At 70.4% G+C, this 14333-nt stretch carries 14 protein-coding genes; 11 read left to right on the top strand and 3 right to left on the bottom strand.

All coding sequences use genetic code 11. From position 1 onward, the window contains the following. Window positions 1-87 precede the first annotated feature (87 nt). Window positions 88-945: a tetratricopeptide repeat protein gene (locus N787_RS05480; protein WP_034211303.1), complete on the bottom strand. Its 858-nt coding sequence runs from the start codon at window positions 943-945 to the stop codon at window positions 88-90. 136 nt (window positions 946-1081) lie between these two features. Between N787_RS05480 and N787_RS05475 the strand changes: the two genes are divergently transcribed. After that, a complete protein-coding gene (locus tag N787_RS05475) occupies window positions 1082-1390 on the top strand; it encodes a hypothetical protein (RefSeq protein WP_034211301.1) in 309 nt (102 codons plus the stop codon). 137 nt (window positions 1391-1527) lie between these two features. On the opposite strand, the gene N787_RS05470 is transcribed toward N787_RS05475, so the two are convergent. Beyond that, window positions 1528-1821, bottom strand: coding sequence for a DUF1244 domain-containing protein (locus N787_RS05470; RefSeq protein ID WP_034211299.1), 294 nt, complete (start codon window positions 1819-1821; stop codon window positions 1528-1530). 95 nt (window positions 1822-1916) lie between these two features. On the opposite strand from N787_RS05470, the gene folD reads away from it, so the two are divergent. From folD to tadA, 8 genes are all read left to right on the top strand, one after another. Next, entirely contained in the window at window positions 1917-2789 is an 873-nt protein-coding gene (gene folD, locus N787_RS05465; protein WP_034211292.1) for a bifunctional methylenetetrahydrofolate dehydrogenase/methenyltetrahydrofolate cyclohydrolase FolD, read from the top strand. Between the two features lie 28 nt (window positions 2790-2817). Next, window positions 2818-3696 (top strand): TRAP transporter TatT component family protein, encoded by an 879-nt coding sequence (locus tag N787_RS05460; protein WP_034211540.1) that lies wholly within the window; start codon window positions 2818-2820, stop codon window positions 3694-3696. A 10-nt stretch (window positions 3697-3706) separates the two neighbouring features. Further along, window positions 3707-4711 (top strand): TRAP transporter substrate-binding protein DctP, encoded by a 1005-nt coding sequence (dctP, locus tag N787_RS05455; protein ID WP_052575158.1) that lies wholly within the window; start codon window positions 3707-3709, stop codon window positions 4709-4711. Further along, complete coding sequence (locus tag N787_RS05450) at window positions 4711-5205, top strand: TRAP transporter small permease (RefSeq protein WP_052575157.1); 495 nt, start codon at window positions 4711-4713, stop codon at window positions 5203-5205. The genes dctP and N787_RS05450 overlap by 1 nt, the downstream gene beginning before the upstream one ends. After that, entirely contained in the window at window positions 5202-6482 is a 1281-nt protein-coding gene (locus tag N787_RS05445; protein WP_034211290.1) for a TRAP transporter large permease, read from the top strand. The genes N787_RS05450 and N787_RS05445 overlap by 4 nt, the downstream gene beginning before the upstream one ends. Window positions 6483-6513: 31 nt before the next feature. Then, a complete protein-coding gene (gene guaB, locus N787_RS05440) occupies window positions 6514-7971 on the top strand; it encodes an IMP dehydrogenase (RefSeq protein WP_034211288.1) in 1458 nt (485 codons plus the stop codon). 6 nt (window positions 7972-7977) lie between these two features. Continuing rightward, the gene (gene guaA, locus N787_RS05435; RefSeq protein ID WP_034211286.1) at window positions 7978-9546 is read left to right on the top strand and encodes a glutamine-hydrolyzing GMP synthase; all 1569 of its coding nucleotides are present in this window, start codon (window positions 7978-7980) and stop codon (window positions 9544-9546) included. Between the two features lie 211 nt (window positions 9547-9757). After that, entirely contained in the window at window positions 9758-10243 is a 486-nt protein-coding gene (gene tadA, locus N787_RS05430; RefSeq protein ID WP_052575156.1) for a tRNA adenosine(34) deaminase TadA, read from the top strand. Between the two features lie 46 nt (window positions 10244-10289). Here tadA and N787_RS05425 read toward each other — a convergent pair whose 3' ends face one another. Further along, window positions 10290-10751, bottom strand: a complete 462-nt coding sequence (locus N787_RS05425; protein ID WP_034211284.1) for a DUF2721 domain-containing protein — start codon at window positions 10749-10751, stop codon at window positions 10290-10292. A gap of 64 nt (window positions 10752-10815) precedes the next feature. Between N787_RS05425 and orn the strand changes: the two genes are divergently transcribed. Together orn and N787_RS05415 are read left to right on the top strand one after the other, a co-directional pair. After that, window positions 10816-11370, top strand: a complete 555-nt coding sequence (gene orn, locus N787_RS05420) for an oligoribonuclease (RefSeq protein ID WP_034211282.1) — start codon at window positions 10816-10818, stop codon at window positions 11368-11370. 2 nt (window positions 11371-11372) lie between these two features. Beyond that, entirely contained in the window at window positions 11373-14318 is a 2946-nt protein-coding gene (locus tag N787_RS05415) for a ligand-binding sensor domain-containing diguanylate cyclase (protein WP_052575155.1), read from the top strand. Window positions 14319-14333 lie beyond the last annotated feature (15 nt).

Genomic DNA, 14333 nt, shown 5'->3' with positions numbered 1-14333 from the left:
TTTTTTTGACCTGTGGGAGGGACTTCAGTCCCGATGCTTCGGGCCAGGAGCATCGGGACTGAAGTCCCTCCCACAGGGGAGCCTTGGCTATTCGAGTTGGCCCTTGGCGAAGTCCGCGTCGAGCTTTTCCATCGCGTCGTTGGGCTTGAGCTTGCCGGCCTTCTCGTAGGCGGTGGCCGCCGCGTCTTCCTTCTTGTCGCCGTGCAGGAGCAGCAGCAGGTTGCCGTGTTCGAAATGGGCGATGGGGGAGTCGGGCGTGAGCTTGAGGGCGGTGGCCAGGTGCTTCTCGGCCTCGCTGGCCTTGGCGCCGTAGGTCATGCCGCCGACCAGGGCGCCGATCTTGCTGATGATCTCGGCGTGGTACAGGCCCAGCGCGGTGTGGGCCTCGGCGTGCTTCGGCGCCAGCTCGAGCGTCGCTTCGAGCGCCTTCCTCACCTTCGTGGCCAGGCCCATCTTCAGCGCCTTGGCGATCGAGATGCCCTGGCTGTAGCGGCCCATGGCGTGGGCGTAGCGGTAGTGGCTGTTGGCCTCGTCCGGCAGCGCGGCGATGGCGGCTTCGGCCAGCTTGCCGGCCTGCTCGTAGCGCGCCAGCTGCTCGTTCTCGTCGTCGACGAGGTGCGTGGCGTGGATGGCCAGCGCCTTGCAGGCCACGGACGCGCCGACCGGGCCAAGGGCCGAGCCGGCTTCATAGGCCTGCTGGAAATCACCGCGGTGGAAGGCGCGCCACGCGTCCTGCAGCGCTTCGGCCAGCGTAGCGGCGTCCATGCCCTTGGGCGCGGCCTTGCTGGCAGCCTTGATCAAGGCGGCGGCGCGCTTGTCGTCGGGGAACGGTTCGCAGTCACCCGCGTGCAGCGATGGCCACGCCTTTTTCAGCTTGTCGCCGGACTGGTCGAAGGCCTTGGCCTCGTGCGGGAACTTGGCCCAGGTCGATTTCTTCGCAGCCATGGCGGGTCTCCGTGCAGGGGAGGCCAGCATGTCGCGGGGCCCGGCGGGCCGCAAGCGCGGCTAGTGTGATTGCTCGGGTGCGGCGGCACAGACTCGGACGCGAACGGCCATCCCGGCCATCGCCACGAGGTGCCCCATGACCCGCTCGACTCCGACCCGCCGCCGCAGCCCCGCCCGCAAGACCGAGATCAGCCCGCGCGCCGTCATCCTGGCCGGCATCGGCGCGGTCTCGCTGGGCCGCAAGCAGGCCCAGGCCAAGCTTGGCCAGGCCGAGACCCTCGCCCGCCAGACCCGCGACCAGGCCGAAGCCTTCGTGCGCCAGGCGCGCACCCAGGTCGAAACCGCGCTGGCCCCGGTGCTGGTGAAGCTGGGCGTGAAGCGTGCCCCGGCCAAGCGCAAGGCCCGCGCCAAGCGCACCTCCGTGCGGTCGCGCAAGCGCGCCTGAAACCCGATCTCTCTCCCCGTCAGTGGGATTTCGCGCCCCGGTCGATTGGCCGGGGCGTTTTTTTGCAGTTGTAGGAGGGCCTTCAGGCCCGAAGCCTTTCGCGAAGGGCTTCGGGCCTGAAGGCCCTCCTACAGGTTCTAGGGATGGGCGCGGCGGGCGGCTTCGAAGGCGGCCAGTTGCTCGGGCGTCGCCTCGGGCTGGTACTTGGCCTTCCAATCGGGGAAGGGCATGCCGTAGATGGCCTCGCGGGCGGCGTCCTTGCCGATCGGGGTGCCGGCGGCGGCGGCCGCTTCCTCGTACCAGGTGGACAGGCAGTTGCGGCAGAAGCCGGCCTGGATCATCAGGTCGATGTTCTGGACGTCGGTGCGCTGCTGCAGGTGGGCGACCAGCCGGCGGAAGGCGGCGGCTTCGAAGGCGGTGGTGTCGGTCATTTTCCGGTAGCCGGGCAGGGAAGGGTTCGGGGATAATCGCATTTCGCGACCCGGACCCGCCCGCGCGGGGCCGCCCCCACTGTTCCCGGAGCGCCATGACCGCCCGCATCCTCGACGGCAAAGGCATCGCCGACGCCCTGCTCGACGACCTCGCCCGCCGGGTGCAGGCCCGCATCGCCGCCGGCAAGCCCGCGCCCGGCCTGGCCGTGGTGCTGGTGGGCCAGGACCCGGCGTCCGCCGTCTACGTGCGCAACAAGCGCCGCGCCGCCAAGAAGGTCGGCATCCGCGCCATCGACTACGACCTGCCGGCCGAAACCACCGACGCCGAGCTGGCCGCCCTGATCGACCGCCTGAACGCCGATCCGGCCATCCACGGCATCCTGGTGCAGCTGCCGCTGCCCGGGAACCGCGACGCCACCTGGCTGATCCACCGCATCGACCCGCGCAAGGACGTCGACGGCTTCCACCCGGAAAACGTCGGCCACCTCGCGCTGCGCCAGTTCGGCCTGCGGCCCTGCACGCCGCGCGGCATCACCACGCTGCTGGCCTACACCGACCGGCCCGTGCGCGGGCAGAGCGCCACCATCGTCGGCGTCAGCAATCACGTCGGCCGGCCGATGGCGCTGGAGCTGCTGATCGCCGGCTGCACCACCACCAGCTGCCACAAGTTCACCCCGCGCGAGGTGCTCGAGCGCCACGTGCGCGAGGCCGACATCCTGGTGGTCGCGGTCGGGCGGCCGGGCCTCGTGCCGGGCGAATGGGTGAAGCCGGGCGCGGTCGTGATCGACGTCGGCATCAACCGCCTCGACGACGGGCGCCTGGTCGGCGACGTCGGCTTCGACGCCGCCTTCGAGCGTGCGTCCTGGATCACGCCGGTGCCGGGTGGGGTGGGGCCGATGACCGTGGCCACCCTGATGCAGAACACGCTGGAGGCCGCGGACGCCTCCGATGCCACCGTCGCGTCATGATGACGCCGGAGCATCGACACTCATGGCCATGACCCGACGCGTCGCATCCCCGCTGCTGGTCCTTCTCGCCGCCGTGCTGATGTTGGCCGGCTGCGCGACCCTGGTCGGCCGGGCCAGCGACCAGCTGGCCGCGCAGCTGGGCAGCGCGATCACCAACAGCAACGACCCGGCCACCGTGCGCGACGGCCTGCCGGCCTACCTGCTGCTGATCGACGGCCTGGTGGAAGGGCAAACGCCGGGTGACCGCCGCAACGCCGGCCTGCTGTTCGCCGCCGCGGAACTCAACGGCGCGTACGCCGGCAACTTCACCGGCGACGACAAGGCGCGTTCGCGCCGACTGGCCGCCAAGGCGATGGATTACGCGCGTCGCGGCACCTGCGCGCAGGACGCGCGGCTCTGCGACGCCATCGATGCCGACATCGAGACCTTCAACGCCGCGCTCGCGGCCGCGCCGGCGAAGGACGTCGCCGGGCACTACGCGCTGGCCGCGGCCTGGGTGGGCTTCCTGCAGGCCAACAGCGAGGACTGGGGCGCGATCGCCGACCTGCCCAAGGTGCAGGCGCTGCTCGACAAGGTGGTCGCCACCGATGCCGGCCATGCCCGCGGCATGCCGCACGTGTATCTCGGCGTGCTGCATTCGCTGCGGCCCGAGGCGATCGGCGGCCAGCCCGCGCGCGGCCGCGCCCACTTCGAGCAGGCGCAGGCGCTGTCCGCTGGCCGCAACCTCTACGCCAAGACGCTGATGGCCGAGTACTACGCGCGCCTGCTGTTCGACCAGGAGCTGCACGACCGCCTGCTGGCGGAGGTGCTGGCGGCCGACCCCGTCGAGCCCGGCTTTACGTTGATGAATGTGCTGGCCCAGCAGCGCGCCGAAGCGCTGGTGGCCAGCGGCAAGGACTATTTCTGAGGATGTGCCCGTGATCCAGGCTCCGCTAGCACGACTCCTGCTTGCCCTCGGGCTGGCCTTCGCGGTCGCTTCGCCGGCGGCGGCGCAGGCGATAAAGATCGCCACCCTCGCGCCCGACGGCTCGGCCTGGATGCGCGAACTGCGCGCCGCCGCCGCCGAGGTCAAGGCCGGCACCGACGGCCGCGTGGACGTCAAGTTCTACCCGGGCGGCGTGATGGGCAACGACGCGGTGGTGCTGCGCAAGATGCGCCTGGGCCAGCTGCAGGGCGGCGTGCTCACTTCGAGCGAGCTGTCGCTGGTGTATCCCGATGCGCCGGTCTACAGCCTGCCGTTCCTGATGTCGTCGTGGGAAGAGGTCGAGCACGTGCGCAAGACCGTGGACCCGATGCTGGCCCGGGGCTTCGATGAGCGCGGCATCCGCATGCTAGGCGTCTCCGGGCTCGGCTTTGCCTACATGATGGGCGACAAGCCGCTCGGCAGCTCCGGCGAACTGGCGGGCCGCAAGCTCTGGGTGCCGCAGAACGACGCCGTCGCCGCGCGCATCTTCGAGATGGGCGGCGTCAACACCATCCCGCTGCCGATCGGCGACGTCTTCACCAGCCTGCAGACCGGCCTGGTGGACACCGTGGTGAACACGCCCAGCGGCGCGGTGGTGCTGCAGTGGCACGGCAAGATGAAGCACATGGTCGACCTGCCGCTCACCTTCGTGGTCGGCTTCCTGGTGATTGACGACAAGGCCTGGAAGCGGCTGACGCCGGCCGACCAGGCGGTGCTGGCCAAGGCCTTCGCCGACGCCGGCCGGCGCATGGACGTCAACACCCGGCGCGATGACGCCGCGGCCCTCGAGGCGATGAAGAAGCAAGGCCTGCGGGTCGCGCCGATGGACCCGGCCGAAGCCCGTCGCTGGCAGGCGCTGGGCACGCAGCTGGTGACCGAGATGGAGGCGCAGCGCAAGATCTCTCCGGAGATCCTGGCGGCAGTGCGCCGCTCGCTGGCCGAGTACCGGGCCCGCTGATGGGGCAGCGCTGGCTGGAGCGCCTGCACCGGGTCGAGGACGCGCTGCTGGCGGGCCTGCTCGGTGCACTGCTGCTGCTCTCGGTGGCGCAGATCGCGCTGCGCCTGCTGTTTGATTCCGGGCTGGACTGGGCCGAGCCGGTGAGTCGCGCCGGCGTGCTGTGGCTGGCGCTGCTGGGCGCCCTGGGCGCCACCCGCACTGGCAAGCACATCGCCATCGACGCCTTGCCGCGGGCCTTGCCCGCCGGCGCGCAGCGCGTGCTGTGGACCCTCGCGCAGGTGGCGGCCGCGGTTATCGCGCTGTGGCTGGGCTGGCTGGGCTGGGGCCTGGTCGGGCTCGAGCGCGAGGCGCCGGTGCCCTTCGTCGCCGGCATCCCGAGCTGGGTGCCGATGCTGGCGCTGCCGGTCGGTTTCGGGCTGATGGGCCTGCGTTTCCTGGTGGCCGCCGCGCTGCCGCCGCCGGTGCATGCGGTGATGGGCGAGGGGACGCCGTGAGCCTGGGGCTGGGCCTGGCCATCATCCTGGGGCTGGCCGCGCTGGGCATGCCGCTGTTCGCGGTGATCGCGGCGATCGCGCTGCTGGGCTTCCACCTGGCCGGCTACGACCTGATCGCCGTGGCCGTCGAGTTCTATCGCCTGGGCGACATGCCGGGGCTGATCGCGATCCCGCTGTTCACGCTGGCAGGCTACCTGCTGGGCGAGAGCCAGGCCCCGAAGCGGCTGGTGCGGCTCTCGAACGCGCTGCTGGGCTGGTTGCCCGGCGGGCTGGCGATCGTGGCCATCGTCGCCAGCGCCTTCTTCACCGCCTTCACCGGCGCCTCTGGCGTGACCATCGTGGCGCTGGGCGCGCTGCTGTACCCGGCGCTGCGCCAGGCCGGCTACGGCGAGCGCTACAGCCTGGGCCTGGTGACGGCGGCGGGCAGCCTGGGCCTGCTGTTCGCGCCCTCGCTGCCGCTGATCCTTTACGGGTTCGTGGCCGGGCAGATGGGCTCGGATCCGCCGGTGACCATCCCCGACCTGTTCCTCGCGGGCCTGCTGCCGGGCCTGCTGATGGTGGGCATGCTGTCGCTGCACGCGATGTGGGTGGGGCGGGGCATCCCGCAGTCCCGGCACCGGTTCGACACCGCCGAGCTGGCGCGGGCCCTCCGCGAGACGGCGTGGGAGCTGCCGCTGCCGGTGATCGTGCTGGGCGGCATCTACACCGGTGCGCTCGCGGCCAGCGAGGCCGCAGCTGTGACGGCACTTTATGTATTGGTCGTAACCGTACTGATTAAAAAGGAAATTAGTTTCCGAAAGCTGCCCGAAGTGATGGCGGAGTCGATGCGCCTCGTGGGCGCCATCCTGCTGATCCTGGGTGCCGCGCTGGCGCTGTCGAACTGGCTGGTGGACCAGGAGGTGCCGGCCACCCTGTTCGCCGCGCTGAGCGAGCACGTCGACAGCCCCTGGGTCTTCCTGCTGCTGCTCAACCTGTTCCTGCTGGTGGTGGGCATGCTGCTCGACATCTTCTCGGCCGTGGTGATCCTGACCCCGCTGCTGCTGCCGGTGGCCGCGGGTTTCGGCATCCACCCGGTGCATTTGGGCGTGGTGATGCTGGCCAACCTGCAGCTGGGCTATTTCACCCCGCCGGTGGGCATGAACCTGTTCATCGCCGCCTACCGCTTCGGCCAGCCGGTGCTGGTGCTGGTGCGGGCCTGCGTGCCGTTCTTCCTGGTGCTGGCGGCGGCCGTGGCCCTGATCACCTGGTGGCCGGCCCTGTCCCTGGGACTGCTATAATTTCGCGCTTCCCAATCCCCGGAGCCGCTCCATGCTGCGCATCCAGGCCGAAGCGCTGACCTTCGACGACGTATCCCTCGTTCCCGCGCACTCGGCCGTCCTGCCCAAGGACGTCAGCCTGGGCACCCAGCTCACCCGCGGCATCTCGCTGAACCTGCCGATCGTGTCGGCCGCCATGGACACCGTCACCGAAGCCCGCCTGGCGATCGCCATGGCCCAGCTCGGCGGCATCGGCATCATCCACAAGAACATGTCGGTGCAGCAGCAGGCCGCGCACGTCGCCCAGGTCAAGAACTTCGAGGCCGGCGTGATCCGCGAGCCGTTCACGGTCGGGCCCGACACCACCATCGGCGAAGTGATCCGCCTCACCCGCGCCCGCAACATCTCCGGCGTGCCGGTGGTCGACGGCGGCCAGCTGGTCGGCCTGGTCACCAGCCGCGACATGCGCTTCGAGAAGAAGCTCGATGATCCGGTCCGCCACATCATGACCAAGAAGGACAAGCTCGTGACGGTGCGCGAAGGCGCCACCGACGACGAAGTCCTGCAGCTGATGCACAAGTACCGCATCGAGAAGGTGCTGGTGGTGGACGACAGCTTCGCGCTGCGCGGCCTGATCACCGTCAAGGACATCCAGAAGGCGCGCGACAACCCCTTCGCCGCCAAGGACGCCGACGAGCAGCTGCTGGTCGGCGCCGCGGTCGGCGTCGGCGGCGACACCGAGGCGCGCATCGCCGCGCTGGCGGCGGCCGGCGTGGACGTGGTGGTGGTCGACACCGCCCACGGCCATTCGCAGGGCGTGATCGACCGCGTCGCCTGGGTCAAGAAGACCTTCCCGAACCTGCAGGTCATCGGCGGCAACATCGTCACCGGCGACGCCGCGCTGGCGCTGTTCGACGCCGGCGCCGACGCGGTGAAGGTGGGCGTGGGCCCGGGCTCGATCTGCACCACGCGGATTGTCGCCGGTGTCGGCGTTCCCCAGATCACCGCGGTGGGCATGGTGGCCGAAGCGCTCAAGGGCCGCATCCCGCTGATCGCCGACGGCGGCATCCGCTACTCCGGCGACATCGCCAAGGCCCTGGTGGCCGGCGCCAGCACCATCATGATCGGCGGTCTGTTCGCCGGCACCGAGGAAGCGCCGGGCGAGGTCGAACTGTTCCAGGGCCGCAGCTACAAGAGCTACCGCGGCATGGGCTCGCTGGGCGCGATGGAGCAGGGCAGCAAGGACCGCTATTTCCAGGACGCCTCCGACGCCGACAAGCTGGTGCCGGAAGGCATCGAGGGCCGGGTGCCTTACCGCGGCCTGCTGCGCAACATCGTGCACCAGCTCGCCGGCGGCATCCGTGCCTCCATGGGCTACGTCGGCTGCGCCACCATCGAGGAGATGCGCACGCGGCCGAAGTTCGTGCGCGTCACCAACGCCGGCACCCGCGAGGCGCACGTGCACGACGTGCAGATCACCAAAGAGCCGCCGAACTACCGGATGGGCTGAGGCCAGATGACCGACATCCACAGCGACAAGATCCTGATCCTCGACTTCGGCGCGCAGTACACGCAGCTGATCGCCCGCCGGATCCGCGAGTTCGGCGTCTACTGCGAGATCTGGGCCTGGGACCACGACCCGGCCGAGATCGCGAAGTACGCGCCCAAGGGCATCATCCTCTCCGGCGGCCCCGAGTCGACCGTCGAGGCCGGTTCGCCCCGCGCCCCGCAGGAAGTGTTCGACGCCGGCGTGCCGATCCTGGGCATCTGCTACGGCATGCAGACCATGGCCATGCAGCTCGGCGGCCGGGTCGAGGCCGGGCACCACCGCGAATTCGGCTATGCCGAGGTCGAGGTCGTGGCCGAGTGCGGCCTGCTCGACGACCTCAAGGACCACGCCGGCAGCCCGCCGCGGCTGGACGTGTGGATGAGCCACGGCGACCGCGTCACCGCGATCCCGCCGGGCTTCCAGGTTACCGCCCGCACCGGCGCGGTGCCGATCATCGCCATGGGCGACGACGCTCGCCGCTGGTACGGCGTGCAGTTCCACCCCGAGGTCACCCACACCAAGTCGGGCGAGCAGATGCTGCGCCGCTTCGCGGTGGACATCTGCGGCTGCGACACGCTGTGGACCGCGGCCAACATCATCGAGGACCAGATCGAGCGCGTGCGCGCGCAGATCGGCGAGGGCAACGTGCTGCTGGGCCTGTCCGGCGGCGTGGACTCATCGGTGGTCGCGGCGCTGCTGCACAAGGCCATCGGCCCGCGCCTGACCTGCGTGTTCGTGGACACCGGCCTGCTGCGCTGGCAGGAAGGCGACCAGGTGATGGCGATGTTCGCCGAGCACATGGGCGTGAAAGTGATCCGCGTGAACGCCGCCGATCGCTATTTCGCCGCGCTCAAGGGCGTGGACGAGCCCGAGGCCAAGCGCAAGATCATCGGCCGCCTGTTCGTCGAGATCTTCGATGAAGAAGCCGCCAAGCTCGACAATATCCAGTGGCTGGCGCAGGGCACGATCTATCCCGACGTGATCGAGTCGGCCGGCAGCAAGACCGGCAAGGCCCACGTCATCAAGAGCCACCACAACGTCGGCGGCCTGCCCGAGCACATGAAGCTGGGGCTGGTGGAGCCGCTGCGCGAGCTGTTCAAGGACGAGGTGCGCCGCATCGGCGTCGAGCTCGGCCTGCCGCGCGAGATGGTCTACCGGCATCCGTTCCCGGGCCCGGGCCTGGGCGTGCGCATCCTGGGCGAGGTCAAGCCCGAGTACGCCGAGCTGCTGGCCCAGGCCGATGCGATCTTCATCGACGAGCTGCGCAAGTCCGGCTGGTACGACAAGACCAGCCAGGCCTTCGCGGTGTTCCTGCCGGTGAAGTCGGTCGGCGTGGTCGGCGACGCCCGCGCCTACGAGTGGGTGATCGCCCTGCGCGCGGTCGAGACGGTCGATTTCATGACCGCGCACTGGGCGCACCTGCCGTACGAGCTGCTTGACGATTGCTCCCGCCGCATCATCAACGAACTCCGCGGCGTCTCCCGCGTCGTCTACGACATCAGCGGCAAACCCCCCGCCACCATCGAGTGGGAGTGACGGCGGGGGTGGGGGCTGCGTGTTTGAACGCGGATCAGAGCGGATGGACGCGGATAAGGGCGGATAAGATTGATTGAGGAGAGGTTTCCCGGAACCCAAGGGGCTTCCTCTTTCCAAACCGTCCTCGCGTCCATTCGCACCGGATGCCACGCTTCAATCCAAAAGAATCCGCTTTTATCCGCGCCCATCCGCTCTGATCCGCGTTCAATCCATGGCCCACACCGACGAAGAATGGATGCAGCAGGCGCTCGCGCTGGCCGACAGGGCGGAGCGGGAGCATGACGAGGTGCCGGTGGCCGCGATCGTGGTCGGGCCGGATGGCGCGCTGCTGGCGGAAGGGTTCAACCGGAACATCGGGGAGTGCGATCCGAGTGCGCATGCCGAGATCGTCGCGATGCGCGAGGCCGGCCGGAAGCTCGGCAACCACCGTCTGCTGGGCTGCACGCTTTACGTGACGCTGGAGCCCTGCGCGATGTGCGCGATGGCGATGGTGCATGCCCGCGTCGCCCGCGTGGTGTTCGGCGCCCGCGACCCCAAGACCGGCGCCGCCGGCAGCGTCTTCGACCTGCTCGAAGACCCGCGCCACAACCATCGCGTGGCGGTGCAGGGCGGGGTGCTCGGCGAGGAAGCCGGTGCGCGCCTGACCGCTTATTTCCGCCGCAAGCGCGGCAAGCCCCAGCCCGGCAACGCCGGCTGAGCCGAAGCCGCCCGCGCGTCGGCCACCGCCGCGGCCGGGGCCAGGCTCATCGCCGGCGGCGCGCCAGCTCCATGTCCAGTTCAGCGTCGAAGCTGCGCACCGACAGGCTCACTTCCCGCCCCAGCGCCAGGCTGGCGCCCAGCAGGCCGAGCACGCCGACCACGGCCAGGCCGGTGGGCAGGTAGGGCAGGCGGAAGCCGGCGAAGGCGTCCACCGCCAGCGCCAGGCTGGTGCCGACGAACGCGCCCAAGCCCAGGTAGAGCATCAGGCAGGCGCGCAGCACCAGGTGGGCGCGGCGGCGGTGCCGCTGGATCTGCTGTTCCAGCTGCGCGCGGTCCATGCCGTCGCCGCCGTCGAGCTGGGCGATGATCGCGCGCAGCCGGTCCACCACCCGGGCCAGGCGCGCGTTGGCCGAGACCAGCAGCGAGCCGGTGGCCGCCATCAGCAGGGCGGGGGCCAGCATCGACGTGAGGATGCGGTAGTGGTCCAGGGCGTCCTGCGGGTTCACGGCGGGGCTCGGCGGGGGCGGGCCTGAAGTATGATGCGGCCATCCCCACCGCCGCCAGCCGCGCATGCCCAGCCACGAGCAGAACCTGATCTGGATCGACCTGGAGATGACCGGCCTCGACCCGGACACGGATTCGATCCTCGAGATCGCCACCCTGGTCACCGACAGCCAGCTCAACGTGCTCGCCGAAGGGCCCGAGCTGGCCATCCGCCACCCGCTGGCCCGGCTCGAGGCCATGGACGACTGGAACCGCAACACCCACTCGCGCTCGGGCCTCTGGCAGCGCGTGCTCGACAGCGACGTCGACCTGGCGCGGGCCGAAGCGCTGACCGTGGAGTTCCTCACGCACTGGGTGCCGGCCGGCAAGTCGCCGATCTGCGGCAACTCCATCGGCCAGGACCGCCGCTTCCTGGTGCGGCACATGCCGCGGCTCGAGCGCTACTTCCACTACCGCAACCTCGACGTCTCGACGCTGAAGGAACTGGCGCGCCGCTGGGCGCCCGACGTACTGGCCAGCTTCAGCAAGGTCGGCGCGCACACCGCGCTGTCCGACATCCGCGAGTCGGTGAAGGAGCTGGCGCACTACCGCCAGCACATGGGCAAGCTGGGCGGGCTTTGAACATGCAGGCCCTGACCCGCAGGCTGCTGGCGGCACTTCTGTTGCTGGCCGGCCCGGCCGCGCTGGCGCAATCGCAGGATCAGAAGGCGCTCGACGCCTACGCCCGCGAGATCTGGACCACCCGCGACGGCCTGCCGCACAACCAGGTCAACTCGATCGCGCAGACGCCCGAGGGCTACCTCTGGTTCGCCACCTGGGAAGGCGTGGTGCGCTACAACGGCCAGGAGTTCCGCAGCTTCGGCCGCAACAACGTGCCGGCGCTGCAGGACAGCGGCATCCGCGCGGTCAGCGTCGGCCCCACCGGCAACCTGGTCGTGTCGACCTCGCGCGGCGGTGTCAGCGTGCTGCGCGGCGAGGAGTGGACCACCTACACGACGGCGCAGGGCCTGGCGCAGGATGAAACCTTCGCGGCCATCGAGGACCGCAACGGCCGGATCTGGGTCGCCTCGGAGAGCCGGGGCGTCACCCGGCTCGATCCCGACGGCGCCACCCACTTCAACATCGGCAATGGCCTCGGCTCGGACGTGGGCTACGCCATCGTCGAGGACGGCTCGGGCGCGATCTGGGCCGCCACCGGCCTCGGCGTGGCGCGAATCGAAGGCGACCGCGTCCAGAATTTCAGCATCGATGCCGGCCTGCCGGCCGGCGCGGTGTTCAGCCTGGCGCTGGCGCCCGATGGCCAGCTCTACGTCGGCACCGAAGAGGGCCTGTACATGGGCCGCGGCGGTCGCTTCGAGCCGGTCGGCGCCGGCTTCCCGGCGGTGGCGGTGGCCAGCCTGCAGGTGGACCAGCAGGGCAGCCTGTGGATCGGCACGGTCAGCCGCGGCCTGTTCCGGCTGGGCGATCGCGGGCTCGAGCACTTCGACGTCTCCGACGGCCTGCCCAACAACCGCGTGGCCTCGCTGTTCGCCGATCGCGAGGGCAGCGTGTGGGTGGGCACCAATGCCGGCCTGATGCGCTTCGCCGACACGCCCTTCATCACCATCGACAGCCACCAGGGCCTCGCCGACGACTACGTGCGCGCGCTGCTGCAGACCCGCGAGGGCGAGATCCTGATCGGCACCAGCCGCGGCATGGACCGCTGGAAGGACGAGGTCGTCACCAACTCGCCCGAGCTGTCCGCGCATTCGGTGCTGAGCATCGCCCAGGACCAGGCCGGCGACATCTGGATGGGCACGTACTCGACCGGCCTGCTGCGCTGGCGCGACGGCGTGCTGCTGGAGCAGATGACGGCCGGCGATGGCCTGCCGGCGAACCAGGTGCGCGCCGTGCACGAGAGTCGCGACGGCACGCTCTGGATCGGCACCTCGCGCGGGCTGCTGCGGCGCAAGGACGGCAGCAGCCTGGTGCTGGGCGAAAAGGACGGACTGCCGCGCGAGTTCGTGCTCAGCCTGTTCGAGGCCTCCGACGACAGCCTCTGGGTCGGCACCTCGAACGGCGCCGGCCGCATCCGCGGCGAGGAGATCACGGCCGTCGACCTCTCGACGATGGACGGTGCGCAGGACGTCTTCGGCATGCACGAGGACCCCGACGGCACCCTTTGGTTCGCCACCGACCGCGGCCTGGTGCGGCGCCTGCGCAGCGGCGAACTGAGCATCGTCGGCAGCCGCCAGGGCCTGCCGGTGGATGCGGTGTTCCAGGTGGTCGTGGACAGCTACGGCAATTTCTGCCTCAGCTCGAACGCCGGCGTGGTCTACATCCGCCGCGAAGACATGGAATCGGTGGCCGACGGCACCGGCGAACGCCTCGACTACCAGCAGTTCGCCGAGGCCGACGGCATGGGCAGCGCCCAGTGCAACGGCGGCGCCGGCCCGGCCGCACTGCGCGCCGCCGACGGCAGCATCTGGGTCGCGACCGCCAAGGGCGTGGCCGTGGTCCAGCCCGACCAGCTGCCGCGCTACCAGCTGGCGCCGCCACCGGTAGTGATCGAAGGCCTGCGCGTGGACGACGCCAGCACGAGCGCCGCGGGCAGCCTGGTGCTGCCGCCCGGCACCCGCAAGCTCGAGCTCGACTACGTCAGCCTCAGCTACCGCACGCCCGAGCAGATCCGCTACCGCTACCGGCTCGAGGGCTTCGACAACGGCTGGGTCGAGCGCAGCACCCGCCGCAACGCCCAGTACACCAACCTGCCGCCGGGCCAGTATCGGTTCCAGGTCAGCGCCGCGCAGCGCGGCAGCGGCTGGAGCCCCGAGACGGCGTCGGTCAACTTCGAGATCCAGCCCCGCTTCTACCAGCGGCCCTGGTTCCTGCCGGTGGCGGGCTCGCTGCTGGCGCTGTTCCTGTACTCGCTGTACCGCGCCCGCGTGAACCAGCTCAAGGCGCGCGAGGCCCAGCTGAGCCGCATCGTCGACGACCGTACGCGGGCGCTGAGCGAGAAGAACGGCGAACTCGAGCTCAAGAACGAGACCATCCGCAAGCAGTCCGAGGTGTTCGAGCTGCTCTCGCGCACCGACGCGCTGACCGGCCTGCCGAACCGCCGCAGCATGGACGAAGGCCTGGCCCGCGCCTACCGCGAGGCCGTGGCGGCGGACCAGCCGCTGAGCTTCGGCCTGCTCGACATCGACCATTTCAAGCGCATCAACGACGGCTACTCGCACGATGTCGGCGACGAGGCGCTGCGGCGCGTGGCGCGGGCGATGGTCAAACAGATGGGCCGCCACCCGATGGAGGGCTGGACCGCCGAGCAGCGCGTGGCGCGCTGGGGCGGCGAGGAGTTCGCCCTGCTGTTCCCGGGGGCCAGCGCCGACCAGGCGGCGGTCATCGCCGAACAACTGCGGGCGGCGATCGAGGCGATCGACTGCAGCGACTTCACGGCTGGCCTGAAGATCACGGCCAGCATCGGGCTTTGCGAGCGCACCGGGTTGAGCCACCACGAGCGCCTGGTGACGCACGCCGACGAGCGGCTTTACGAAGCCAAGCGGGCCGGCCGCAATCGCGTCAGCCGCTGAGGGAGAGGCGCCGGC

Origin of the sequence: Arenimonas metalli CF5-1 (assembly GCF_000747155.1) — a bacterium.
GTDB lineage: Bacteria > Pseudomonadota > Gammaproteobacteria > Xanthomonadales > Xanthomonadaceae > Arenimonas > Arenimonas metalli.
Note: the sequence above shows the minus strand (reverse complement) of the source record. Positions and strands in the feature narration are given on the sequence as shown.